The following is a 25964-nucleotide window of genomic DNA, read 5'->3' on the forward strand; positions in this document are numbered from 1 at the left end:
GGATTACTTACGGTCTCTTCTTCTCTTTGGACCTTCACCACCACCTGCAGGTCTTCTTCTCTTAGGTGCTCCACCAGGAGCATTAGAAGTCAATCCAACATTAGGAGAAAGATCTCTCTTTCCGAACACTTCACCTTTGAAGATCCATACTTTGATACCGATCTTACCATATACAGTGTGCGCTTCTGTGATAGCATAATCGATATCAGCTCTCAAAGTATGTAGAGGAATTCTACCTTCTTTGTACTGCTCACTTCTTGCCATCTCAGCACCACCAAGACGTCCGCTTACTTTAACCTTAATACCTTGAGCTCCAACTCTCATTGCACTAGCAATTGCTTGCTTCATTGCTCTTCTGAAAGCGATACGAGCCTCAAGCTGTTGAGCGATAGATTCACCAACCAATTTTGCATCAATTTCAGGCCTCTTCACTTCGAAGATGTTGATCTGAATATCTTTGCCAGTTAGTTTCTTGAGCTCTTCTTTGATTTTATCTACTTCAGAACCTCCTTTACCAATCACAACACCCGGACGAGCAGTGTGAATAGTCAATGTGATTCTTTTAAGTGTTCTCTCGATGACAACTTTAGAAATACCTCCTTTTGGGATACGTACATCGATGTATTTTCTGATTTTGTGATCTTCAACGATTTTATCAGAGAAGTTTTTTCCACCAAACCAGGCTGAATCCCAACCTTTAACGATTCCAAGTCTAAGACCTACTGGATTTACCTTCTGTCCCATTTATTAATTTTCTTTATTGTCAGCTTGTACACTCATTTCACTCATGTCTGCTACAGAAAGCGTAACGTGGTTTGAACGTTTTCTAATTCTGTGAGCTCTTCCCTGAGGGGCAGGTCTCAATCTCTTAAGGATTTTACCTCCATCTACGAAGATTTCACTAACTACCAGATCAGCGTCCTCGATGTTCACATCCTCGTTCTTCGCCTGCCAATCTGCAATAGCAGTTAGTAATAATTTCTCAATTGCTTTAGATGAATGCTTAGCATCAAAACGAAGCACATTCAAGGCAACATTAACGCGTAGACCACGAATCATATCAGCCACCAATCTCATCTTACGAGGAGAGGTAGGGATGTTTCTAAGCGAAGAAGTAACAGGACCAAGTTTTCCCTGGTTCTCTTCTTTATGCTTTTTCGCGGCTTCTTTCTGAAGTCTGATTTTGACAGACTTTTTCAGTTTCTTTTCTGCAGCTTCCATCTAATTATCTTTTGCCTTTATCTTTCTTAGCAATATGACCTCTGAAGTTTCTTGTTGGAGCAAATTCTCCAAGCTTGTGTCCAACCATGTTTTCAGTTACGAAAACAGGGATGAATTTATTTCCATTGTGGACAGCAAATGTGTGACCTACAAAATCCGGAGAGATCATAGATCTTCTTGACCATGTCTTAATCACTGACTTCTTTCCAGACTCGTTCATCACGTCAACCTTCTTCTCAAGTCGGAAATCAATATAAGGTCCTTTTTTAAGTGATCTTGCCATTATTTTCTCTTAGTTACTATCAGCTTATCTGAATATTTATTCGGCTTTCTGGTTTTTCCACCTTTAGCGTACTTACCATTTCTAGATCTAGGGTGTCCACCTGAAGATCTACCTTCACCACCACCCATTGGGTGATCAACCGGGTTCATAGCTACACCTCTAACTCTTGGTCTTCTACCCTTCCATCTGTTTCTACCGGCCTTACCCATTCGCTCGATCATGTGGTCACTGTTAGATACAGTTCCTACCGTAGCGTAGCAAGTGTTCAATACCATTCTCACTTCACCAGAAGGAAGTTTAATAGTAGAATACTTACCTTCTCTCGCAACCAATTGAGCATAAGATCCTGCGCTTCTGGCCATAGCAGCACCCTTTCCTGGTTTCAATTCAATCGCGTGAATAATTGTACCAAGCGGAATTTCAGAAAGCAATAGACAGTTACCTACTTCAGGAGCAATGCCAGGACCAGAAACGATCTTGTCATCAACTTTAATCCCAGCAGGGGCAATGATGTATCTTTTCTCACCATCTGCATAGAACAACAATGCGATACGTGCCGATCTTGATGGATCATACTCAATTGCCTTTACTGTTGCAGGGATGTTGTGCTTATCTCTCTTAAAGTCAACATCTCTTAACATTTGCTTGTGGCCACCACCAACATTTCTGATGGTCATTCTACCACTATTATTACGGCCGCCACCTCTTTTCTTTGAAGTAAGCAAAGATTTCTCAGGAGTAGTCTTTGTGATATTATCAAATACCGGAGCTACTCTAAATCTCTGTCCAGGTGTAACGGGTCTAAGTTTCTTAACAGCCATCTATCTGTCTATTTATATTCCGCTATAAAAATCAATGATATCTCCCTCAGCCACCTTTACGATCGCTTTCTTTACCGCAGGCTTTCTACCTTCAATCACACCAGACTTGGTGTATCTTGATTTGCTCTTACCCGCCTGCACCATGGTGTTTACACTCTCTACAGTAACACCGTATGTTTTTTCTACTTCAGCTTTAATCTGAACTTTATTAGCATCTCTACTCACTTCGAAACCGTATTTACCGCTTTCGTTCATCGCAGAAACTTTTTCAGTAACCAAAGGCTTAATTAATACTCCCATTTTAGTTCAAAGTGTTTTTGATTACATCAATAGAGCTCTCCATCAAAATAAGCTGCTGAGCATTTACTAAATCGTAAGTGCTGATACCATCTAAAGGAGATACCTTTATATTCTTAATGTTTCTTGAAGACAAGAATACATTGTCATTTCCATTTCCAAGTATTATCAAAGACTTCACAGAATCAGACTGAAGATTCTTAAGTATAGAAACAAACTCCTTTGTTTTAGGAGCATCAAGACTGAAGTCTTCTAATACTTTGATTTTCTTTTCTTTGGCTTTAGCCGACAAAGCAGACTTTTTAGCCAATTGCTTAAGCTTCTTGTTCAACTTGAAGCTATAGTCTCTAGGAGTAGGGCCGAATACAGTACCTCCACCTCTGAAAACAGGAGACTTAATGCTACCAGCTCTTGCAGTACCAGTTCCCTTTTGCTTTTTCAACTTTTTAGTTGAACCAACAATTTCGTTTCTGGTTTTAGTCTTGTGAGTACCTTGTCTTTGGTTAGCAAGGTATTGCTTCACTTCCAAGTATACTGCGTGCTCACTTGGCTCAATACCAAATACACTTTTGTCGAGGCTTACCTCACGTCCAGTATCTTCTCCTTTTATATTTAAAACTGAAAGTTTCATCTTATTTCTCTAGGATTACGTAAGAGTTTTTAGCTCCAGGGATAGAACCACTTACAAGTACCAAATTCTTTTCAGGATAGATTTTCATCACCTTAAGGTTCAAAACCTTCACTCTATCTCCACCAGTTCTTCCAGCCATTTTCAGACCTTTGAAAACTCTTGATGGGAAAGAACACGCACCAATCGAACCTGGTGCTCTTAGTCTGTTGTGCTGACCGTGAGTAGACTGACCTACTCCACCAAATCCATGTCTTTTAACAACACCCTGGAAACCTTTACCTTTAGAGGTACCAATTGCGTCAAGGAAGTCTCCCTCAACAAATACATCCTGTGTTGTTATAGTATTACCAAGCTGTACTTTATCTTCAAACTCAGCACGGAAATCCCTGAACTCAACCAATTTACTCTTAGGAGAAGTTTTGGCTTTGGCAAAGTGCCCTTTAAGCGCCTTAGGAGTATTCTTCTCCTTTCTCTCTCCATAAGCCAACTGAACTGCACGGTAACCGTCAGTTTCTTCATTTTTCACTTGAGTTACTACACAAGGACCAGCTTGAACAAGCGTACAGGCGATACTTTTACCGCTCTCGTCGTAGAGGCTTGTCATCCCTAATTTTCTACCGATTATACCAGGCATTTTGCTTAATAATTATAATTTCTCCGTTTCCGAATAAACTTTTCGTGAAAAGGACTGCAAAGATAGCAATTCCACTTTCTCATCAAAAGATTTGCATCAAATTTTGACGCAAAAAAAGAACCAATAACCCATCGGTTATTGGTTCTCCCTAAAAGGTCTCTAAATACTATACCTTGATCTCTACATCTACCCCGCTAGGAAGCTCAAGCTTCATCAAAGCATCAACAGTTTTTGCACTGTTTGAGTAGATATCCACAAGTCTCTTGTAAGTGCAAAGCTGGAATTGCTCACGAGCTTTTTTGTTTACGTGAGGAGACTTCAATACAGTAAACTTTTCCTTAACTGTTGGAAGTGGAATAGGACCACTAACTACAGCTCCAGTAGTTTTCACCGCTCTTACAATCTTCTCAGAAGACTTGTCAACCAAATTATGGTCGTAAGATCTTAGTTTAATTCTAATTTTCTGATTCATGATTCAAATATCGTTTAGGCTTTCGCGCCGTTTACTTCAGCAATAACCGTATCAGCAATGTTCTTAGGAACCTGATCGTAGTGAGAGAACGTCAAGTTAGCTGTTGCTCTACCAGAACTCATAGTTCTTAGGTCAGTAACATATCCGAAAAGTTCTGAAAGAGGTACATCCGCTTTAATTACTGCAGAAGTTCCTCTGGTATCCATACCTTTCATGATACCTCTTCTCTTGTTCATATCACCAGTAATAGAACCTGTATACTCGTCCGGAGTCACAACTTCCACTGCCATTATTGGCTCTAGCAATGCCGGAGACGCCTTTTTAGCAGCCTCTTTGAAACCTATCTTCGCAGCTAATTCGAAAGAAAGCGCATCAGAGTCAACATCGTGGAATGAACCGTGGAACAATCTCACTTTGATATTATCCACCGGATAACCTGCAAGTGGACCATTTCTCATAGCCTCCTTGAAACCTTTCTCAATCGCAGGGATGAATTCCTTAGGAATCACACCACCAACAATATTGTTAACAAACTGAAGACCAGTCTTTCCTTCAAACTCTTCATCAGTCGGGCTCATTTCGAATACGATATCCGCGAACTTACCACGACCACCAGTTTGTTTCTTATAAACTTCTTTATGCTCAATGTTACCCTGGATAGCTTCTTTGTAAGCCACCTGAGGAGCACCCTGATTGATCTCAACCTTGAACTCTCTCTTCAAACGGTCGATAATGATATCCAGGTGAAGCTCACCCATACCTCTTAGGATCGTCTGGCCAGTTTCATGGTTCGTTTCTACCTGCAAGGTTGGGTCTTCTTCAACCAACTTACCGATAGCCACACCAAGCTTATCAACATCAGCCTGAGTTTTAGGCTCAATTGCATATCCAATAACCGGATCAGGGAATACCATTGACTCGAGAACGATTTTCGATTTCTCGTCACATAGTGTATCGCCTGTTTTGATGTCCTTAAATCCAACTACCGCTGCGATATCACCAGCATGAAACTTGTCAATTTGGTTTTGCTTATTAGCGTGCATTTGGAAAATTCTGGAAATACGTTCTTTCTTACCTGTTCGAGTGTTGTACACATAAGAACCAGAATCCAACATACCAGAATACGATCTAGCAAAACAAAGTCTACCAACAAACGGGTCAGTAGCAATCTTAAAGGCTAGTGCCGCAAACGGCTCTTCAGTACTAGGCTTACGATAGATAGTCTCTTCCGTATCCGGGTTAGTACCTTTAATGCTATCTCTATCAAGTGGTGAAGGAAGCAATTCCATCACATAATCCAACATTGACTGAACTCCTTTGTTCTTGAATGCAGAACCGCATGTCATAGGAACAAATGCAAGGTCGATAGTCGCAGCTCTAAGAGCAGCGATAATTTCATCACGAGAAATAGACTCAGGATCTTCGAAGTATTTCTCCATCAAACCCTCATCATATTCTGCCACTGATTCAAGAAGATGCTCTCTGTATGTCGCTACGTCATCAGCCATATCTTCAGGAATAGGAATCTCCTCGTAAGTCATTCCCATATCTTCCTCATTCCAGATATATGCCTTATTAATAACAAGGTCAACAACACCTCTGAATGTTTCTTCAGCACCGATTGGAAGCTGAAGTGGAACTGCTTTAGTTCCAAGCATATCTTTTACTTGCTTACAAACCTTCAAGAAGTCAGCTCCGGCACGGTCCATTTTGTTAACGAAACCAATACGAGCTACTTTATAGTTGTCAGCAAGTCTCCAGTTAGTTTCTGACTGAGGCTCAACACCATCAACCGCACTAAACAAGAAAACCAAACCATCCAATACACGAAGAGATCTGTTTACTTCAACAGTGAAGTCAACGTGTCCCGGAGTATCGATGATGTTGATGTGATATTTCTCTCCTTTGTAGTTCCAGAATACGGTAGTCGCTGCAGAAGTAATAGTAATACCTCTCTCCTGCTCTTGCTCCATCCAGTCCATAGTGGCTGCACCATCATGAACCTCACCTATCTTATGGCTAACCCCTGTGTAGTAAAGAATACGCTCAGTAGTCGTAGTCTTTCCCGCATCGATGTGGGCAGCGATACCAATATTTCTAGTAAGTTTTAAGTCTCTTGCCATCTTGAGTCTTCATTAGAATCTAAAGTGAGAAAATGCTTTGTTCGCCTCAGCCATTCTGTGAGTATCATCTTTCTTCTTCACAGATGCACCTTCGCCTTTTGACGCTGCAATAATTTCAGCTGCCAATCTCTCCATCATTGTCTTCTCTCCTCTCAATCTGGCGTATTTGATCATCCACTTGATACCCAAAGACATTTTCCTTTCTGGTCTTACTTCCACAGGAACCTGGAAAGTAGCACCACCAACTCTTCTACTTTTAACCTCTACTGAAGGGGCAATATTGCTAAGAGCAGTTTTCCATGTCTCAAGACCGTTTTCGCTAGTCTTAGATTCTACCAATTTGATAGCATCATAGAATATTCCGTAAGCAACACTCTTTTTGCCACGTAGCATTAGGTTGTTTACGAACTTGGTAACTAAAGTATCCTTATAAATAGGATCAGGTAAGATGTACCTTTTCTTTGGTTTCGCTTTTCTCATCTCTTAGATATTACTTTTTATCTTTTGGTCTTTTCGCTCCGTATTTAGATCTTCTCTGAAGTCTACCGTTTACACCAGCAGTATCCAGAGCCCCACGGATGATGTGATATCTCACACCCGGAAGGTCCTTTACCCTACCACCTCTGATTAGGACAATAGAGTGTTCCTGAAGGTTATGACCCTCTCCTGGAATATAAGCGTTAACCTCTTTTCCATTTGTTAACCTTACCCTTGCTACTTTTCTCATGGCAGAGTTAGGTTTCTTAGGAGTGGTGGTATATACCCTTGTACATACACCTCTTCTTTGAGGACAAGAATCCAAAGCCGGTGACTTGGATTTTGAAGTTAACTTCGTTCTGCCTTTTCTTACTAATTGTTGAATAGTTGGCATTATATACTTATTTCTTATTTACTAAATACAGTCCTGACAATTTCAGGGACGCAAAGATAGAGATATTGATTTTTAAATCACAATGCTTAAAAACAAAATATATGTGAATTTTAAGCTTCTCCTACCGTACCACCGAAATTCATTGGGAATTTTGGGGCACCCTCAACAGCTTTGATCTCTCCGAAAGTGCTCTCGAATTTTTTGATATTGTCCTCCAGAGCTAAAAGCAGGCGCTTTGCATGCTCAGGAGTAATAACAATTCGTGATTTCACTTTGGCCTTTGGAACACCCGGCATCATTCTAATGAAGTCAATCACAAACTCACTACTACTGTGAGCGATCATGGCCAAATTAGCGTAAACACCTTCGGCGGTCTCCTCAGATAACTCGATGTTTATCTGATTCGCCGCCTTTTGGTCCTTTTTATCGTCCTTGTTATCCATTATTAGGATTCGTATTCTTTACTCTTCTCGAATTCCTCTCTTGCAGTTACCAAATTTTCGAACTCCTCGTCGGAAGTAACAATTTGGTTCTGGAAAGCTCTGATACCAGTACCAGCAGGAATCAAGTGTCCAACGATTACGTTTTCTTTCAATCCATTCAGGCCGTCAGCCTTTCCACGAATCGAAGCTTCACTCAATACTTTGGTGGTTTCCTGGAATGATGCCGCAGACACCCAGCTCTCTGTACCCAATGAAGCCTGAGTAATACCCTGAAGAATCGGCTGTGATACGGCAGGATCTGCACTTCTCACTTCAACCAATTTCAAGTCTCTTCGCTTCAGGTTAGAGTTCTCATCACGAAGTTTTCTAGTCGTAATGATCTGTCCAGCCTTAAGGGATTCAGAATCTCCCGGATCAGTAACTACCTTCTTGTCAAGGATCTCATCGTTCTCCTCCATAAATGCAAACCTGTCAACAGTTTGATTAGTAAGGAAGCTGGTATCACCAGCATCGATGATGATTACCTTTTGCATCATCTGACGAACGATTACTTCGATGTGCTTATCATTGATCTTCACACCTTGTAGTCGGTATACCTCCTGAATCTCGTTCACCAAGTATTCCTGAACTGCAGTAGGTCCTTGAATTTTCAAGATATCTGCAGGAGTTGTCGCTCCATCAGATAGTGACTCACCAGCTTTGATAAAGTCATTATCCTGAACAAGGATGTGCTTAGACAACGGAACAAGGTATCTTTTCTTCACACCATCTTTTGATTCGATGAAGATCTCTCTGTTACCTCTCTTAATTCCACCGTATGTAACCACACCGTCGATTTCAGTAACTACTGCAGGATTCGAAGGATTTCTAGCCTCGAACAACTCGGTAACTCTTGGAAGACCCCCTGTGATATCTCTGGACTTACCAGTTCTTCTTGGGATCTTAGCCAAAACCTGACCTGGTTTGATCTTATCACCTTCTGACACTGCAAGGTGAGCACCAACTGGAATGTTATATCCTTTGGAGTCATCCTTACCGGCTACCACTACAGCAGGGTTTTTGGTTTTATCCTTTGTCTCGATGATTACTTTCTCTCTGTGACCTGTTTGCTCATCAGATTCTTCTTTAAAAGTAATACCCTCGATGATAGAGTCAAATTCTGCTTTTCCTTCAAACTCAGCTACGATAACCGCATTATACGGATCCCAGTAGCAAAGCTCTTGTCCAGAAGTAACCTGATCACCATCATTTACCTTAAGGATAGCACCGTAAGGCACGTGGTTGCTGATCAATACTCTATCTTTTTTCTTATCAATAATCCTGATCTCACCAGAACGTCCCATTACTACTTTGACTTTGTTACCATCCTCATCAGTAGAATCAACCGTTCTTAGTTCATCATACTCAAGTGTTCCATCAAATTTGGCCTTGATGTTTGCATCAACAGCGATGTTAGAAGCCGTACCACCAACGTGGAAGGTTCTCAACGTCAACTGAGTACCAGGCTCACCGATAGACTGGGCCGCAATTACCCCAACTGACTCACCAATGGTAGACATTCTACCAGTAGCAAGGTTACGGCCGTAACATTTCGCACAGATACCTCTTCTTGATTCACAAGTCAATACTGATCTTATCTCCACCTCATCGATAGCTGTTGCTTCGATCTTCTCTGCGATCTCTTCCGTGATTTCTACGCCTGACTCGATGATCAATTCATCTGAAATTGGATCGTAGATGTCATGGACAGAAACTCTACCAAGGATTCTTTCAGAAAGTGCTTCAACAACCTCTTCGTTATCTTTAAGTGCCTGTACAGAAAGACCTCTTAGTGTTCCGCAATCTTCCTCGTTCACAACCATGTCCTGTGCTACGTCCACCAAACGACGAGTTAGGTAACCAGCATCGGCCGTTTTCAAGGCTGTATCCGCAAGACCTTTACGTGCACCGTGTGTTGAGATGAAATACTCGATTACATCCAAACCTTCTTTGAAGTTTGAAAGGATCGGGTTTTCGATGATCTCACCCACAGAGCCCTGAAGATTTTTCTGAGGCTTCGCCATCAATCCTCTCATTCCACCAAGCTGACGAATCTGCTCTCTTGATCCCCTTGCACCTGAGTGCATCATCATATAGATGGAGTTGAATCCCTGATCATCTTCTTCCAACTGCTTCATTAGCGTGTTGGTCAATAATGTATTCGTTCTTGTCCAGATATCAATCACTTGGTTGTAACGCTCATTATCCGTGATCAGACCCATCAGGTAGTTGTTCCAAACAGCATCAACCTCTTCTTTCGCCTGTGCAACAAGTCCTTCTTTCTCTTCAGGGATCTGAATGTTATCAAGTCCCATTGAAAGACCTCCTTTGTAGGCCATTTGGAAACCAAGTTCCTTGATATCATCAAGGAAGTGTGCCGTTCGCGCCATTCCTGAAATCTTGAACACGTGAGAAATGATCTTCTGAAGCTTTTTCTTAGTCAAAAGTTCATCCACGAACCCAACTTCTTCCGGAACATGTTGGTTGAACAACACTCTACCAGCAACCGTCTCGATCACTTTCGTATCAAGCTCACCTTGCTCGTTTCTTACCTGAGTTCTTACCTTGATATATGCATGCTGTGAAAGTTTGCCCTCATTGATAGCAATGATAACCTCTTCAGCATTGTAAAAAGTCATACCCTCACCTGGTACTGGCTTCTCTTCGGTATGTCTTCTTCCTTTAGTTATATAATATAGTCCCAATACCATATCCTGAGATGGTACCGCAATAGGAGCACCGTTCGCGGGGTTCAAGATATTGTGAGTGGAAAGCATCAATAATGAAGCTTCCAAAATTGCCTCATGACCCAGAGGTACGTGTACCGCCATTTGGTCACCGTCAAAGTCGGCGTTGAATGCTGTACATACTAGTGGGTGCAACTGGATCGCTTTACCTTCGATTAGTTTTGGCTGGAAGGCCTGGATACCCAATCTGTGAAGCGTTGGAGCACGGTTAAGTAGTACAGGGTGTCCTTTCAATACGTTTTCAAGGATATCCCAAACAACCGGATCTTTTCTATCAACGATCTTCTTAGCTGACTTTACTGTCTTAACAATACCTCTTTCAATCAACTTTCTGATCACAAATGGTTTGAAAAGCTCAGCAGCCATATCCTTCGGAAGACCACATTCGTGCATTTTCAGCTCAGGTCCAACAACAATTACTGAACGACCAGAGTAGTCAACCCTCTTACCAAGCAAGTTTTGACGGAAACGCCCTTGCTTACCTTTAAGCATATCACTTAACGATTTCAAAGCTCTGTTACCATCTGATCTTACTGCGTTAACTTTTCTTGAGTTATCGAACAAAGAGTCAACCGCTTCCTGAAGCATCCTTTTCTCATTTCGAAGGATCACTTCCGGAGCTTTAATATCGATCAGTCTTTTTAGACGGTTATTTCTGATGATCACACGTCTGTAAAGATCATTCAAATCTGAAGTAGCAAATCGACCACCATCCAAAGGCACCAATGGTCTCAATTCCGGTGGAATAACCGGCACCATTTTGATAACCATCCATTCTGGTTTGTTTTCGATGCGTGTTTTGGCATCTCTGAATGCTTCTACTACTCTCAATCTCTTAAGCGCTTCTGCCTTTCTTTGCTGAGAAGTATCGGTAGCAGCCTGGTGACGAAGATCGTATGAAAGCTCGTCCAGCTTAGTTCTTGAAAGAAGCATTTCCAATGCCTCAGCACCCATCTTAGCGATGAATTTCTGAGGGTCTTCATCGTCAAGCATTTGGTTCTCACGCGGAAGTTTATCCAGAATATCCAGGTATTCTTCCTCTGTAAGGAAGTCTAGCTGACTTATTCCTTCTTCTTCCTTGATACCTGCTTGAATAACCACGTATCTTTCATAATAGATGATTTGATCTAACTTCTTAGTAGGAAGACCAAGTAGGTATCCGATTTTGTTAGGAAGAGATCTGAAGTACCAGATGTGAGCAACAGGAACCACCAATTCGATGTGCCCCATTCTCTCTCTTCTTACTTTCTTCTCAGTTACTTCAACACCACATCTATCGCAGATGATGCCTTTGTATCTGATTCTTTTATATTTTCCACAATGACACTCCCAGTCCTTAACAGGACCAAAAATCCTTTCGCAAAACAAACCACCCATTTCAGGCTTGTATGTACGATAGTTAATGGTCTCAGGCTGAGTAACCTCCCCGTGTGAACTCTCCAGAATAGACTCTGGTGAAGCCAAACTGATGGTCACTTTAGAGAAGTCATTGTTGAGTTTTTTATTTTTTCTGAATGCCATAATTAAATGATCTATAGAGTTTCCCCCTCTCGGGGGATTATTTCAAAAAATTAGTCAAGAGTGATTTCAAGTGCCAGTCCACGTAGCTCGTGAACCAATACATTGAACGATTCAGGAATATTCGGCTTATGCATATTCTCACCTTTTACAATGGCCTCATATGCTTTCGCTCTACCGATTACGTCATCCGACTTAATCGTTAATATTTCCTGAAGGACGTTGGCCGCACCAAATGCTTCAAGTGCCCAAACCTCCATCTCACCGAATCTCTGTCCACCAAATTGTGCTTTACCACCAAGCGGCTGTTGAGTAATAAGTGAGTAAGGTCCGATACTCCTTGCGTGCATCTTATCGTCTACCAGGTGACCTAGTTTCAGCATATATGCTACACCTACGGTAACCGGCTGATCGAAACGCTGACCTGTAAGGCCATCGAATAGGAACGTTCTACCAAATGATGGAAGACCTGCTTCCGCCAATTCCGCCTGAACTTCCTCTTCTGTTGCACCATCAAAGATTGGAGTAGCATATTTTTTACCCAATTCCAGACCGGCCCATGCCAAAACAGTCTCGTAAATCTGACCAATGTTCATCCTTGAAGGTACACCCAGTGGATTCAATACGATATCCATTGGTGTTCCATCCTCCATGAACGGCATATCCTCTTCTCTTACAATCTTGGCAACAACACCTTTGTTACCGTGACGACCTGCCATCTTATCACCAACCTTTAGTTTACGCTTCTTAGCAACATAAACTTTAGCAAGTTGAACAATACCTGCAGGCAACTCATCACCTACTTCAAGAGTGAATCTTTCTCTCTTGAACAGACCAGAGATTTCATTTCTCTTATTGATATAGTTTTTAACCAGTTTGAAGATCAAATCATTTGTTGCTTCATCGCTGGTCCAGTTTTCTATCATCAAGTCAGAAACCAAATTCGCCTCTTCCGGAACATTGTAGTTACTTTCATCCCTGTAGATGTTTTTCGCAGGGAATAAATTGGCCTCAATATTCTTTTTGCTGAATTTGGATCCTTTTGACATTACTTCATCACCAAACTTGTGCTTGATGCCAGTACTTGTTTTTCCTTCAAGAAGCTCTGCCAATTTATCGATCATCTGATTTCTTACATCAGTAAGATCTTTGCTGTATTTAGCTTTAAGTGCTTCAACTTCCTTCTTGTTTCTTGCTCTAAGGTCTTTGTCCTTCTTAGGTCTTGAGAACAATTTCGTATCGATTACAACACCTCTTAATGAAGGCGAAGCTTTCAATGAAGCATCCTTTACATCACCAGCCTTATCACCAAAGATGGCTCTTAGAAGTTTTTCTTCTGGAGTTGGATCAGTTTCACCTTTAGGAGTAATCTTACCAATCAGAATGTCACCTTCTTTAATTTCAGCACCTATTCGGATGATACCATTTTCATCAAGGTTTTTAACAGCTTCCTCACTTACGTTCGGAATCTCAGAAGTCAATTCTTCTTCACCTCGCTTGGTATCCCTTACTTCCAATTCATACTCATCGATGTGGATAGAAGTAAAGATGTCATCACGAACAACTTTTTCAGAGATGACAATCGCATCCTCAAAGTTGTACCCTTGCCAAGGCATGTAGGCCACTCGAAGGTTTCTGCCAAGTGCCAATTCACCGTTTTCAGTAGCGAATCCTTCGCACAATGGCTGCCCTTTCTGTACCTTCTGCCCTTTGAAAACAATCGGCTTAAGGTTGATACAAGTATCCTGATTTGTCCTTCTGAATTTGATCAGATCATAAGTCACGCTCGGGCTTTCGAATGCAATTAGCAATTCTTCGTCCGTACGATCATATTTAACCACGATCTTCTTAGAATCCACGTATTCAATCTCTCCTGATCCTTCAGCTACTACCAAAGCACGTGAATCGATCGCCACACGAGCCTCCAAACCAGTTCCTACGATAGGAGCTTGTGGCCTCAATAGTGGCACAGCCTGACGCTGCATGTTTGATCCCATCAAAGCACGGTTGGCATCATCATGCTCAAGGAATGGGATCATGGATGCCGCTACCGATACAATTTGGTTTGGTGCCACGTCCATGTATTTCACCTCAGTAGGTCCTACTACAGGGAAATCACCTTCAAATCTTGCCTTGATTTTATCATTAACGAAATTACCATTGTCCTCAAGAGGAGCATTGGCCTGAGCAATATTGAATGTATCTTCTTCTTCAGCAGTTAGGTAAAGAACATTTCCAGACATGTCCACTTTACCTTCGTCAACAACTCTGTAAGGAGTTTCGATGAATCCCATTTGGTTCACTTTGGCGTGAACACATAGAGAAGAAATCAAACCGATGTTTGGTCCTTCCGGGGTTTCAATCGTACAAAGTCGTCCGTAGTGCGTGTAGTGAACGTCTCGAACCTCAAAACCAGCTCTTTCTCTCGAAAGACCACCTGGCCCTAAGGCTGACATTCTTCTTTTGTGAGTCACCTCAGCAAGTGGATTAGTTTGATCCATGAACTGAGAAAGCTGGTTGGTTCCGAAGAATGAGTTGATCACTGAAGAAAGTGTACGCGCGTTGATCAAATCAACAGGCTTAAAATCTTCATTATCGCGAACGTTCATTCTTTCACGGATGGTTCTTGCCATTCTAGCCAAACCAACACCGAACTGAGCATAAAGTTGCTCACCAACTGTTCTTACCCTTCTATTACTTAAGTGGTCAATATCATCAACCACCGCTCTACTATTGATCAATCCGATCAGGTACTTCACGATAAGGATGATATCCTCTGTCGTCAACGTTCTATGATCGTAACCAAGATCAAGTCCTAACTTCTTATTGATTCTATATCTACCTACTTCACCAAGATCATATCTCTTATCAGAGAAGAAAAGATTTTGAATGATATCTCTTGCAGTTTGCTCATCCGGAGCATCAGTGTTTCTTAACTGACGATAGATTTGTTCAACTGCCTCTTTTTCAGAGTTTGAGTTATCTTTTTGAAGGGTATTATAAATGATACTGTAATCAGCAACGTTTACATCCTTTCTATGAAGGATGATCGATTTTGATCCAGATTCTTTAATTACTTCAATGTCATCTTCAGAAATGATGCTATCTCTTTCAAGAATCACCTCGTTTCTGTCGATAGATACCACCTCACCGGTATCTTCATCCACAAAGTCTTCTGTCCAGGTACGAAGTACCCTTGCAGCCAATCGACGACCTACTACATCTTTCAATGCTTTATCAGTAGCCTCAACTTCTTCAGAAAGACCAAATAAGTCAAGGATCTGCTTATCCGATCCGTAACCAATAGCTCTTAAAAGCGTCGTGATTGGAAATTTCTTTTTACGATCAATGTACGCGTACATCACGTTGTTAACGTCTGTCGCAAATTCTATCCATGATCCTTTGAATGGGATAATTCTTGCAGAATAAAGAAGAGTCCCGTTAGTATGCTTGCTTTGGGCAAAGAAAACCCCCGGAGATCTATGAAGCTGAGAAACGATCACTCGTTCAGCTCCATTGATTACGAATGACCCTTTAGCGGTCATGTAAGGGATGTTTCCTAAGAAAACTTCCTGCTCTATAGTTTCGAAATCTTCGTTTTCTTCGTCATTACAAAGCAATCGAAGTTTTGCCTTGAGAGGCACGGAGTAGGTAAGACCTCTTTCAACACTCTCATCAACAGAGTATTTCGGAGGATCTACAGTATAATCCACAAATTCTAGAACGAAATTATCCCGGGAATCGGAAATAGGGAAGTTTTCCATGAACACCTTGTAAAGGCCTTCATCGTTTCGCTTATCTGTAGGAGTATCAAGTTGGAAAAAGTCCTGGAAGGACTTTAGTTGCAAGTCTAGAAAATCAGGATAGTCTATCACTGATTTAATAGATGAGAAATTCTTTCTCTCCGATTTAGTTATAGCCAAAGCTTTAATGTTTTAGTTCAAAAAAGAATCAAGAACGATGTGAAGTGTGCACAAACAGCAAAAGACCTGTTCCCGATCCAGACTGAGTCAGGATTGGGAGCCAGGCCTACCTTAGCTGTTTTAAAATCAATTATTTTAACTCAACCTCGGCACCAGCTTCTTCAAGCTGTTTCTTAAGTGCCTCAGCCTCGTCTTTAGCTACTCCTTCTTTAACAGTACCAGGAGCACCATCTACTAGTTCTTTAGCTTCTTTCAAGCCAAGACCAGTTAATTCTTTTACAAGCTTAACAACTGCAAGTTTAGATGCACCTGCTGATTTAAGTACTACGTCGAATGCTGATTTCTCTTCAGCTGCACCTTCGCCATCAGCACCACCAGCAGCACCACCAGCTACCATAACTGCACCAGCAGCAGCAGGCTCGATACCGTACTCATCCTTAAGGATAGCAGCAAGTTCGTTTACCTCTTTAACAGATAGGTTTACAAGTTGTTCTGCGAATTCTTTTAGATCTGCCATTTTTACTTAATAGTTAATTTCGTTAATAATCTTATTCTTTTTCTGAAAGTGTTTTTACAATACCAGCCAGTTTCTGCTCTCCGCTTAATAGCGCACCAAGAACATTCTTCGCAGGTGATTGTAGTAAGTTGATGATTTCACCGATAAGTTCTTGCTTAGACTTAAGCTTACTTAATAGCTCTAAGTTTTCCTCACCGATAAATATATCTGAATCAATGGAAGCCGCTTTAAATGCAGGTCTATCCTTTGGATCAGCTTTTCTGTAATCCTTGATAACCTGCGCAGGCACTTTAGCATTCTCATTGACGAACATGATACCTGAAACTCCTTTCAGGGCCTCATCCATCTGAGAATAATCCGTCTCTAGATTTTCTAGAGCCTTTTTAATTAAAGTGTTCTTTACTACCCTGTATTCCACACCGTTTTTGAAACATGATGCACGGAAGTTATTGATCTCCGCCACGCTCAAACCAGATGTATCAGTAATATAGAAGTGATCAGTTTGCTGAAATTTCTCAGTTAGATCAGCAATTACTTGTGCTTTTTCTTCTCTAGTCATGATCTTATATTCCAGCTATTGTACTCTTATCAATTGAAATACCTTTACTCATAGTGCTAGATACAGTGATCGATTTGAAGTACGTTCCTTTTGCAGAAGATGGCTTCAACTTCGCTACAGTTTGTATCATTTCGGTAATGTTATCTCTGATCTTATCAACGTCAAAAGACACTTTACCAACGCTCGTATGAATAATTCCGGTTTTATCAACTTTGAAGTCGATTTTACCAGCTTTAACCTCAGTCACTGCTTTTCCTACTTCCATAGTCACAGTACCTGATTTTGGATTAGGCATCAAACCTCTTGGTCCAAGAACTCTACCTAGTCTACCAACTTTTGCCATAACCGTAGGCATGGTGATAATCACATCGATATCAGTCCAACCACCTTCAATTTTTGTAATAAAGTCATCAAGACCAACAAAGTCCGCACCAGCAGCTTTTGCCTCCTCCTCTTTATCAGGAGTACAAAGCACAAGTACTTTAACATCTTTACCAACTCCATGAGGAAGCGCCACAACGCCTCTTACCATTTGGTCAGCTTTTCTTGGGTCTACACCCAATCTAATGTCAACATCTACAGATGCATCAAACTTGGTGAAAGTGATTTCCTTTACCAGTTTCGCAGCATCCTCCAAAGAGTATTCCATGTTTACATCCAGGAGCTCTTTTACTTTCTTTTGGTTTTTAGTCAATTTTCCCATTATCGATAATAATTAAGCCCAAGGAGCTTTTCCTGAAACCTTTACCCCCATACTTCTGGCTGTTCCTGCAACCTGTCTCATCGCTGATTCAACTTTGAATGCGTTCAAATCAGGCATTTTAGTCTCAGCAATTTCCTTAATCTGATCCCACGTGATAGATCCTACTTTCACTCGGTTAGGTTCTGAAGAACCTTTCTTCAACTTCGCTGCTTGCATGATCATAACCGCCGCAGGAGGAGTTTTAATAACAAAATCAAAAGACTTGTCAGAGTAGATTGTTACCAACACTGGCAAAACCTGACCCATTTTATCTTGTGATCTGGCGTTAAACTGCTTACAAAACTCCATGATGTTAAGTCCTTTAGAACCTAACGCTGGACCTACGGGTGGTGAAGGATTGGCCTGACCACCTTTGACCTGAAGTTTCAAATAACCTGTAATCTCCTTTGCCATTTGATTAATCTTGTTTTTCCACCTGTATGTAATTCAACTCTACAGGGGTATTCCTTCCGAATATTTTTACTGTTACGTTTAACTTTTTTCTATCCTCGAATACCTCTTCTACTGTACCAGTGAACCCACTGAACGGACCATCCATAACTTTTACAGACTCTCCAACAATAAAAGGTGTATCCAGTTTCTCCTCATACTCCTCAACCTCGTCAACCCGACCAAGAATTCTGTTTACCTCACTTTGTCTCAAAGGAACCGGATCTTTGGAAGCACTTGTAGATCCTTCACCCAGGAAACCAATTACGTTAGGTATCAACTCCTTGTTGGTGACCATATGCTGTATTTCCCCGTTCGTAAAATCTGCCTGAACGAGAACATAACCAGGAAAGAAGTTTCGCTCACGAACCCGCTTCTTTCCATTACGCATTTCATAAACTTTTTCAGATGGAATTAGAACCTGCGGAATCACCGATTCCAGCCCCTGACGGGCTATTTCAGAATCCAACGCCTCCTTCACTTTCTTCTCCTTGCCGCTAACGGCACGAACCACATACCACTTTAGCTCACCCATCTTAGAATTCGTTATAAAACCATTTCATGGCATTCTCGAATCCAAGATCGAAAACACCAATCATTAGCGCGAAAATCAAAGAGGCTACCAACACCAAAATACTGCTACTCTGCAACTCAGAAACCTTAGGCCAAGTTACTTTATGTACCAGCTCATCATAGCCTTCTTTAAAAAATGTAATAACCTTATCCATAGTTATTTATCTAGCACGGGAGGAGGGACTCGAACCCCCAACCAATGGTTTTGGAGACCACTACTCTACCAATTGAGCTACACCCGTAAAAAACTAGCAGCCCAAAAAGGACTGCAAAGTTAGATTAATTCGTATTTATAAACAAATGCGATCTAAATAAAATCTAGATCGCATTATTTATTGATTATTTATTAGTCAAGGATTTCAGTAACCTGACCAGAACCTACGGTTCTACCACCTTCTCTGATCGCAAATCGAAGACCTTTTTCCAATGCTACTGCATTCAATAGGTTAACCTCGATAGTTACATTATCACCTGGCATTACCATCTCGATGTTTTCAGGAAGTTTGATCTCACCTGTAACGTCAGTAGTTCTCAAGTAGAACTGAGGACGGTACTTGTTGAAGAATGGAGTGTGACGTCCACCTTCTTCTTTTGATAGAACGTAAACCTCTGCTTTGAAGTGAGCGTGAGGAGTTACAGAACCAGGCTTACAGATGATCATACCTCTTTTGATATCAGTTTTCTCGATACCTCTTAGAAGAAGACCAACGTTGTCACCAGCTTCACCTCTATCCAGAATCTTTCTGAACATCTCAACTCCAGTGATAGTAGACTTAAGACCTTCAGCACCCATACCGATGATATCTACAGGATCTCCAGTGTTGACAACACCTCTTTCGATTCTACCAGTAGCAACAGTACCACGACCAGTGATTGAGAATACGTCCTCAACTGGCATCAAGAAGTCTTTGTCGATCAAACGCTCTGGAAGAGGAATGTACTCATCAACAGCATTCATCAATTCTTCTACTTTCTCTACCCACTTAGCTTCGCCGTTAAGCGCACCTAGAGCAGAACCCTGGATAACAGGAATATCATCACCTGGGAAATCGTAATCAGAAAGAAGCTCTCTGATTTCCATTTCAACTAGCTCAAGAAGTTCAGGATCATCAACCAAGTCAACTTTGTTCATGAAAACAACTAGAGCAGGTACACCAACCTGACGAGAAAGAAGGATGTGCTCTCTTGTTTGAGGCATTGGTCCATCAGTTGCAGCTACAACGATGATAGCTCCGTCCATTTGAGCCGCACCAGTTACCATGTTCTTTACATAGTCGGCGTGACCTGGACAGTCAACGTGAGCGTAGTGTCTTTTTTCAGTTTGGTACTCGATGTGTGAAGTATTGATAGTAATACCTCTTTCTTTTTCTTCAGGAGCGTTGTCGATCGCTGAGAAGTCTTTCATCTCCGCCAATCCTTTATTTGCAAGTACTGAAGAAATTGCTGCAGTTAATGTGGTTTTACCATGGTCAACGTGACCAATAGTACCGATATTAACGTGTGGTTTTGAACGATCAAAGGTTTCTTTAGCCATGTTTGAAAATCCTCGGTTTTAAATCTTAAAATTATAATCAGTTTAAATAAATACTTTTCTAACCCATCACGGGCTGCTCGTACAATGAGCCAATGACGGGATTTGAACCCGTGACCTCTTCCTTACCAAGGAAACGCTCTACCCCTGAGCTACATCGGCTGCTGGGTTAAGATAAAATTTTGAGCGGGTGACGAGGCTCGAACCCGCGACCTACAGCTTGGAAGGCTGTCGCTCTACCAACTGAGCTACACCCGCTTCAAAAACGTGGGGGGAGCAGGATTCGAACCTGCGAAGACATAAGTCAACGGATTTACAGTCCGTCCCAGTTGGCCGCTTTGGTATCCCCCCAACTATTATCTAAAAATTATCAATGTACTTCCCTGTTTGTCGACTACTGCCGGAAAAAGGGATTGCAAAATTATACGGATTTTTATTTTAATCAAATTTTTGATCGTAAATCTCCAAGCATATTTTCAAAGCTTTATTTTTATTTTTTATCATATAACGCTTTTATAATGAAATGATGAGAATAAAAACCTCCTCCATTCCGTTTAAATGAGCATCTCTAAATAAATGTTACGTGATATGACTATTTTGAATTCTATCTGCATGACGGAAAGATCATTCTTTATATTTTTGAGCAATTTTTATAGACCTCATTTTAGTCATTAATGAAATACAAAAGAATTCTCCTAAAACTTAGTGGTGAAGCCTTGATGGGAACGAAGAACCATGGAATTGATTCGGACAGGCTTACACAATACGCCCAGGAAATTAAAAGGGCCAAGGACACCGGCCTTGAACTCGCCATTGTAATAGGTGGTGGAAATATCTTCAGAGGTGTGGACGGGGAGAAATCCGGAATTGACCGTGTGCAGGGAGACTACATGGGCATGTTAGCAACAGTTATTAATGCCATGGCCCTTCAAAGTGCTTTAGAAAAGCATGGCATGTATACCCGGCTTATGTCAGGTCTTAAGATGGAGCAGGTTTGTGAACCTTTTATTAGAAGACGTGCCATCAGACATTTGGAAAAAGGTCGCATTGTGATTTTTGGTGCCGGAATTGGTAATCCATATTTCACAACCGATTCAACAGCCAGCCTACGTGCCATAGAAATTGAAGCAGATGTTGTACTTAAGGGAACAAGAGTAGATGGTGTCTATAGTGCAGATCCTGAAAAGGACCCAAATGCCACAAGGTATTCTAATGTTTCTTTCCAGGAAGTATATGAAAAGGGGCTGAATGTTATGGACATGACCGCATTTACCCTTTGCCAGGAAAATAAATTACCTATTATCGTATTTGATATGAATAAGCCCGGTAACCTGACTGATATCGTTGCCGGAAAAGAAGTAGGAACGCTAATCAACTAAAAACATGGAAGAAATAGATTTTTATCTGGATCATGCGAGAGAAATGATGGACAAATCTGTTAGCCACACCATCTCGGCATTGACCAAGATCAGAGCAGGAAAAGCAATGCCCAACATGCTGGATGGTCTGGAAGTGCTTTATTATGGAAATCCGACTCCAATAAATCAGGTGGCTTCCGTTTCTACTCCGGATGCACGAACCATCATGATCAAGCCCTGGGAGAAAGGAACTATTCCGGATATTGAAAAAGCAATTGTCAACAGTGACCTGGGTCTGAACCCTCAGAATGATGGTGAGATTGTAAGACTCAACATCCCTCCTCTTACTGAAGAAAGAAGAATCAACCTGGTGAAGCAGGCCAAATCCGAGACTGAAAATGGGAAAATCAGTATCCGAAATGTAAGAAAAGAGGTGAATGACTCCTTGAAAAAATTACTGAAGGATGGCGCTTCTGAGGATATGATTAAGGATGCGGAAGCAGAAGTTCAGAAAATAACAGATAATCACACTAATAGATTAGATGAGATTTTCTCTAAAAAGGAAAAAGATATCATGACAGTATAATTGAAAGGGCTTATAAGCCCTTTTTTATTCTGTAAATAATCCTTTAGCCAGAATTCGTTCCAGTACCAATTCAGGAACAAGGTATTTAATGGATTGTCCTTCCCTTAGCATCTTTCTAATCAGCGTGGCTGAAATGTCAATTTCAGGTGCATCTATCATATCAACCCGATCATGAGTCAATAACTCTGAATCTTTAGCATTGGGACGTGGGTAAACGATCAGTTTAAAGTGCTCAAGTATCTTTTGATAATTCTTCCACTTAGGTAGAGCTACCAGATTGTCCGAACCAATAATCAATGAAAAATCATGTTGCTTATACTCTTCGGACAGGACAGTCAGCGTATCTATCGTATAGCTTGGTTTAGGAAGATTAAACTCTATATCGGAAGCTCGAAACCTAAAGTCATCAGCGACCGCAGCCTGAACTAAATCGTAACGGTCAAATTCATGAAGCAAGTTCTTATTCTTTTTTAGAGGATTCTGAGGTGACACCACAAACCACACTTCGTCCAGCCCCATCGATTCGTAGGCAATATTCGCAATGATCAAATGGCCTACATGAATTGGATTGAACGAACCGAAAAACAGACCAACTTTCATCAGGAAGCTATAAAGTCACCAACAACCTGCTCCGCTTCTGCAAAAGCCTCCTTCAATTCCCTATTCACCAGTATGTAGTCGAACTGATCGGCCGTTTTCATTTCTTCGCTCGCCTTTCCCACTCGAATCTGAAGTGTTTCTTCCGATTCAGTATTACGCGCTCTCAATCTTTGCTCTAAAACTTCCACACTCTCCACGCTTACGAAAACAGCAAGGGCTCTATCTCCTAACACCTTTTTCAAATTCAATCCTCCGATGACATCCACGTCAAATATGACATGCTTTCCCTCGGCCCAGATTCTTTCTACTTCTGCCTTCAGGGTACCATAGAACATTCCCGGATACACCTCCTGCCACTCATACAGATCATTGGTTTCGATATTTTGTTTGAAATCCCTCTCCGACAGGAAATAATAATCCTTCCCATCAACTTCGTTCGATCTTGGCGATCTGGTGGTCGCTGAGATCGAAAAGCTCAGTGTAGGAAGATTTTGAATTAGATGTTTTACGATGGTGGTCTTCCCTGCACCCGATGGGGCGCAGAAAATCACCGCTTTTCCACTTGAGGACATTTAGGCCAGTTGCGATATTTTGGTTTTAATATTATTTGCCAAATCAGAAGGAACCTCCAGCTTTTTCATTCTGGTCCTGAGTAACTCCCGGATTTGCTTCTCTACCTGGTATTGCTCAAAGCAAACCATGCATTTTTCAATATGATTGTGCAAGTAACTCTCCTCTTCTTCACTAGCTTCATTATCCAACATGAGATGTAAAATGGTCAGACATTTTTGAAACTCGCTACAGCCAACGCTGTCTTTACCAGCTTGCTCTTTCATACAAAATAAATTTTCGGCAAAATAATCATTATTTAAAACCCATGCTACTGGCATAGGAATGCAACTTCTCTTTTAATAAATTTCTAGCCCTGTGTAGTCTTGACCTAACGGTACCTATCGGAATATCTAAAATCTTTGCCATCTCCTCGTAAGTAAAGCCTTCCAGATCACACAGAATGATTACAGTTCTAAAGTCAATGGCCAGGGAATTAAGTGCCATACTCACCTCATCACCTATCATATCCTTGATCGCATCAACCCTAAGATCAACCGTAATTGATTCATCAACATCATCTGAGTTGTAGAAGTTCTCTACTTCCTGATAATCCACCTTACCAGGCTGCTTACTTTTCTTTCTGTAGTCATTGATGAAGGAATTTTTCAGTATCCTGTAGAGCCAGGCTTTGGCATTCGTGCCCTCCTGAAACGATTGGATAAAACGATATGCTTTGAGATAGGTATCCTGAACCAAATCCTTGGCATCATCTTCATCATAAGTCAAACGGTAAGCAAAATTGTACATAGCATCCAAGTGAGGCATAAATTCTTTCTCGAAGATTCTATCCTTCTCACGGTGGGTGTAGGTATATTTTACTGGCTTATCATCTTGCATTTTATCTATAATCACCTCCTGCATGCTTTTGTTTATTTAAAAACCCCTAAATCACCCCAAAAGGGTGTATACCTCGTATCATTTAATCAATGTACGTACATGTTAATGAAACGTTTAATTATTTAGAATGTTTCTAAACAATTCTTCTTATTTATTTCAGGACGCGACCGCCTTAAACGCAAAAAGGCCATCCTGGATAGGATGGCCGTTCAATTTCGATAACTCTAAAATCTTAGTATCTGTAGAAATCCGGCTTGAATGGCCCTTCTACTTCCACACCTATATACTTGGCCTGATCTTCTGTAAGAGTTTCTAACTCCACACCGATTTTAGCCAGGTGTAATGCAGCCACCTTTTCATCAAGATGCTTTGGTAACGTATAAACTGCATTCTCATAATTTCCAGAGCTGGTCCAAAGCTCAAGTTGAGCCAACGTCTGGTTTGTGAATGAATTGGACATTACAAATGATGGGTGACCCGTAGCACAACCAAGGTTTACCAATCGACCTTCAGCCAAAACAATGATCTCATTGCCATCAACATTATAAAGATCAACCTGTGGTTTGATCTCAGTTTTAGTTGAACCATAGTTTTTGTTCAACCACGCCATGTCAATTTCATTATCAAAGTGGCCAATGTTACAGACGATCGTCTTATCAGTCATTGCCTTAAAGTGCTCACCAGCAATAATGTCCTTATTTCCTGTAGCTGTAACTATAATGTTTGCTCTTTTAACCGCATCAGCCATTTTCTTCACTTCATATCCATCCATTGCAGCCTGAAGGGCGCAGATCGGATCGATTTCAGTAACAATTACTCTAACACCAGCACCTCTCAGCGAAGCTGCTGAACCTTTACCAACATCTCCATAACCGGCAACAACAGCTACTTTACCTGCCAACATGACATCTGTAGCTCTTCTAATCGCATCTACCAAAGATTCCTTACAGCCATACTTGTTATCAAATTTGGACTTCGTCACTGAATCATTAACATTGATCGCTGGAAGTGGCAATGTGCCATTCTTCATTCTTTCATAAAGTCGATGAACTCCGGTGGTTGTTTCTTCAGAAATTCCTTTGATTCCAGCAACCAATTCAGGGTATCTGTCAAGGACCATATTTGTCAGGTCACCACCATCATCCAAAATCATATTTAATGGCTGCCCACCTTCGAATGCGAAAAGTGTCTGCTCAATACACCAGTCAAACTCCTGATCATTCATTCCTTTCCAGGCATACACGGGCACCCCGGTTTCTGCTATCGCAGCAGCCGCATGGTCCTGAGTCGAGAAAATATTACATGATGACCAGCTTACCTCTGCTCCAAGTTCTGTCAAGGTCTCAATCAAAACCGCCGTTTGAATCGTCATGTGCAGACAACCTGCAATTCTTGCTCCTTTCAATGGTTTTGACGCACCATACTCCTCTCTAAGAGACATCAATCCGGGCATTTCTGCCTCGGCCAATTTGATTTCTTTACGACCCCAATCAGCAAGGCTGATGTCTTTTACTTTATAGCTTAGCTTTTCTTCAATCATGGATTTTTATTTTTGGAATGGCAAAATTAGTAAAAA

Annotated in this window: 28 protein-coding genes and 4 tRNA genes; 2 read left to right on the forward strand and 30 right to left on the reverse strand. The window is 41.3% G+C overall.

Features of this window, described 5'->3' with window-relative positions; translation table 11 throughout:
- Positions 1-3 precede the first annotated feature (3 nt).
- The 25 genes from rpsC to NXR94_RS06960 form a co-directional block, all read right to left on the reverse strand.
- Complete coding sequence (rpsC, locus tag NXR94_RS06840) at positions 4-744, reverse strand: 30S ribosomal protein S3 (RefSeq protein ID WP_258103855.1); 741 nt, start codon at positions 742-744, stop codon at positions 4-6.
- A 3-nt stretch (positions 745-747) separates the two neighbouring features.
- Entirely contained in the window at positions 748-1221 is a 474-nt protein-coding gene (gene rplV, locus NXR94_RS06845; protein WP_258103856.1) for a 50S ribosomal protein L22, read from the reverse strand.
- A gap of 4 nt (positions 1222-1225) precedes the next feature.
- The gene (gene rpsS, locus NXR94_RS06850) at positions 1226-1504 is read right to left on the reverse strand and encodes a 30S ribosomal protein S19 (RefSeq protein WP_258103857.1); all 279 of its coding nucleotides are present in this window, start codon (positions 1502-1504) and stop codon (positions 1226-1228) included.
- Positions 1504-2325, reverse strand: coding sequence for a 50S ribosomal protein L2 (rplB, locus tag NXR94_RS06855; protein ID WP_258103858.1), 822 nt, complete (start codon positions 2323-2325; stop codon positions 1504-1506). The genes rpsS and rplB overlap by 1 nt, the downstream gene beginning before the upstream one ends.
- 12 nt (positions 2326-2337) lie before the next feature.
- On the reverse strand, positions 2338-2625 hold the full coding sequence (gene rplW, locus NXR94_RS06860; protein ID WP_258103859.1) for a 50S ribosomal protein L23: 288 nt from the start codon (positions 2623-2625) through the stop codon (positions 2338-2340).
- 1 nt (position 2626) lies between these two features.
- Positions 2627-3253 carry a 50S ribosomal protein L4 gene (rplD, locus tag NXR94_RS06865; protein WP_258103860.1) on the reverse strand — a complete coding sequence of 209 codons (627 nt, stop codon included), beginning with the start codon at positions 3251-3253 and terminating at the stop codon, positions 2627-2629.
- Between the two features lies 1 nt (position 3254).
- Positions 3255-3887: a 50S ribosomal protein L3 gene (rplC, locus tag NXR94_RS06870; RefSeq protein ID WP_258103861.1), complete on the reverse strand. Its 633-nt coding sequence runs from the start codon at positions 3885-3887 to the stop codon at positions 3255-3257.
- Between the two features lie 166 nt (positions 3888-4053).
- Positions 4054-4359, reverse strand: a complete 306-nt coding sequence (gene rpsJ / locus NXR94_RS06875; RefSeq protein ID WP_258103862.1) for a 30S ribosomal protein S10 — start codon at positions 4357-4359, stop codon at positions 4054-4056.
- A 14-nt stretch (positions 4360-4373) separates the two neighbouring features.
- Positions 4374-6482 (reverse strand): elongation factor G, encoded by a 2109-nt coding sequence (fusA, locus tag NXR94_RS06880; RefSeq protein ID WP_258103863.1) that lies wholly within the window; start codon positions 6480-6482, stop codon positions 4374-4376.
- Positions 6483-6494: 12 nt separating this feature from the next.
- Positions 6495-6962 carry a 30S ribosomal protein S7 gene (gene rpsG, locus NXR94_RS06885; RefSeq protein ID WP_258103864.1) on the reverse strand — a complete coding sequence of 156 codons (468 nt, stop codon included), beginning with the start codon at positions 6960-6962 and terminating at the stop codon, positions 6495-6497.
- Between the two features lie 10 nt (positions 6963-6972).
- The gene (gene rpsL / locus NXR94_RS06890) at positions 6973-7353 is read right to left on the reverse strand and encodes a 30S ribosomal protein S12 (protein WP_258103865.1); all 381 of its coding nucleotides are present in this window, start codon (positions 7351-7353) and stop codon (positions 6973-6975) included.
- Positions 7354-7463: 110 nt separating this feature from the next.
- Positions 7464-7796: a DUF3467 domain-containing protein gene (locus NXR94_RS06895; RefSeq protein ID WP_258103866.1), complete on the reverse strand. Its 333-nt coding sequence runs from the start codon at positions 7794-7796 to the stop codon at positions 7464-7466.
- A 2-nt stretch (positions 7797-7798) separates the two neighbouring features.
- Positions 7799-12103 (reverse strand): DNA-directed RNA polymerase subunit beta', encoded by a 4305-nt coding sequence (gene rpoC, locus NXR94_RS06900; protein WP_258103867.1) that lies wholly within the window; start codon positions 12101-12103, stop codon positions 7799-7801.
- Between the two features lie 50 nt (positions 12104-12153).
- Positions 12154-16023: a DNA-directed RNA polymerase subunit beta gene (rpoB, locus tag NXR94_RS06905; protein ID WP_258103868.1), complete on the reverse strand. Its 3870-nt coding sequence runs from the start codon at positions 16021-16023 to the stop codon at positions 12154-12156.
- A gap of 130 nt (positions 16024-16153) precedes the next feature.
- Complete coding sequence (rplL, locus tag NXR94_RS06910) at positions 16154-16540, reverse strand: 50S ribosomal protein L7/L12 (protein WP_258103869.1); 387 nt, start codon at positions 16538-16540, stop codon at positions 16154-16156.
- 31 nt (positions 16541-16571) lie between these two features.
- Complete coding sequence (rplJ, locus tag NXR94_RS06915) at positions 16572-17099, reverse strand: 50S ribosomal protein L10 (RefSeq protein ID WP_258103870.1); 528 nt, start codon at positions 17097-17099, stop codon at positions 16572-16574.
- Between the two features lie 4 nt (positions 17100-17103).
- The gene (rplA, locus tag NXR94_RS06920; protein WP_258103871.1) at positions 17104-17802 is read right to left on the reverse strand and encodes a 50S ribosomal protein L1; all 699 of its coding nucleotides are present in this window, start codon (positions 17800-17802) and stop codon (positions 17104-17106) included.
- Positions 17803-17814: 12 nt separating this feature from the next.
- A complete protein-coding gene (rplK, locus tag NXR94_RS06925) occupies positions 17815-18255 on the reverse strand; it encodes a 50S ribosomal protein L11 (protein ID WP_258103872.1) in 441 nt (146 codons plus the stop codon).
- A gap of 4 nt (positions 18256-18259) precedes the next feature.
- Positions 18260-18826, reverse strand: a complete 567-nt coding sequence (gene nusG, locus NXR94_RS06930) for a transcription termination/antitermination protein NusG (protein WP_258103873.1) — start codon at positions 18824-18826, stop codon at positions 18260-18262.
- A gap of 1 nt (position 18827) precedes the next feature.
- A complete protein-coding gene (gene secE, locus NXR94_RS06935) occupies positions 18828-19019 on the reverse strand; it encodes a preprotein translocase subunit SecE (RefSeq protein WP_258103874.1) in 192 nt (63 codons plus the stop codon).
- 14 nt (positions 19020-19033) lie between these two features.
- A tRNA-Trp gene (locus NXR94_RS06940) sits at positions 19034-19106 on the reverse strand.
- Between the two features lie 104 nt (positions 19107-19210).
- Positions 19211-20398, reverse strand: coding sequence for an elongation factor Tu (tuf, locus tag NXR94_RS06945; RefSeq protein ID WP_258103875.1), 1188 nt, complete (start codon positions 20396-20398; stop codon positions 19211-19213).
- An 87-nt stretch (positions 20399-20485) separates the two neighbouring features.
- A tRNA-Thr gene (locus NXR94_RS06950) sits at positions 20486-20557 on the reverse strand.
- A 23-nt stretch (positions 20558-20580) separates the two neighbouring features.
- Positions 20581-20653: transfer RNA gene (locus NXR94_RS06955), tRNA-Gly, on the reverse strand.
- 10 nt (positions 20654-20663) lie between these two features.
- Positions 20664-20746: transfer RNA gene (locus tag NXR94_RS06960), tRNA-Tyr, on the reverse strand.
- Between the two features lie 323 nt (positions 20747-21069).
- Between NXR94_RS06960 and pyrH the strand changes: the two genes are divergently transcribed.
- Together pyrH and frr are read left to right on the forward strand one after the other, a co-directional pair.
- Positions 21070-21774, forward strand: coding sequence for a UMP kinase (gene pyrH / locus NXR94_RS06965; protein WP_258103876.1), 705 nt, complete (start codon positions 21070-21072; stop codon positions 21772-21774).
- A gap of 4 nt (positions 21775-21778) precedes the next feature.
- Positions 21779-22339: a ribosome recycling factor gene (gene frr / locus NXR94_RS06970; RefSeq protein ID WP_258103877.1), complete on the forward strand. Its 561-nt coding sequence runs from the start codon at positions 21779-21781 to the stop codon at positions 22337-22339.
- 24 nt (positions 22340-22363) lie between these two features.
- Here frr and nadD read toward each other — a convergent pair whose 3' ends face one another.
- From nadD to ahcY, 5 genes are all read right to left on the reverse strand, one after another.
- Positions 22364-22939: a nicotinate (nicotinamide) nucleotide adenylyltransferase gene (gene nadD / locus NXR94_RS06975; protein WP_258103878.1), complete on the reverse strand. Its 576-nt coding sequence runs from the start codon at positions 22937-22939 to the stop codon at positions 22364-22366.
- Entirely contained in the window at positions 22939-23511 is a 573-nt protein-coding gene (gene gmk, locus NXR94_RS06980; RefSeq protein WP_258103879.1) for a guanylate kinase, read from the reverse strand. Before gmk ends, nadD begins: the two co-directional genes overlap by 1 nt.
- Complete coding sequence (locus NXR94_RS06985) at positions 23512-23775, reverse strand: anti-sigma factor (protein ID WP_258103880.1); 264 nt, start codon at positions 23773-23775, stop codon at positions 23512-23514. It abuts the gene before it with no gap.
- Between the two features lie 28 nt (positions 23776-23803).
- Positions 23804-24388: a sigma-70 family RNA polymerase sigma factor gene (locus tag NXR94_RS06990; protein ID WP_258103983.1), complete on the reverse strand. Its 585-nt coding sequence runs from the start codon at positions 24386-24388 to the stop codon at positions 23804-23806.
- Between the two features lie 232 nt (positions 24389-24620).
- Entirely contained in the window at positions 24621-25928 is a 1308-nt protein-coding gene (gene ahcY / locus NXR94_RS06995) for an adenosylhomocysteinase (RefSeq protein ID WP_258103881.1), read from the reverse strand.
- Between the last annotated feature and the right edge of the window lie 36 nt (positions 25929-25964).

This window comes from Marinoscillum sp. MHG1-6 (genome assembly GCF_024714475.1).
Taxonomy (GTDB): domain Bacteria; phylum Bacteroidota; class Bacteroidia; order Cytophagales; family Cyclobacteriaceae; genus JAMZMI01.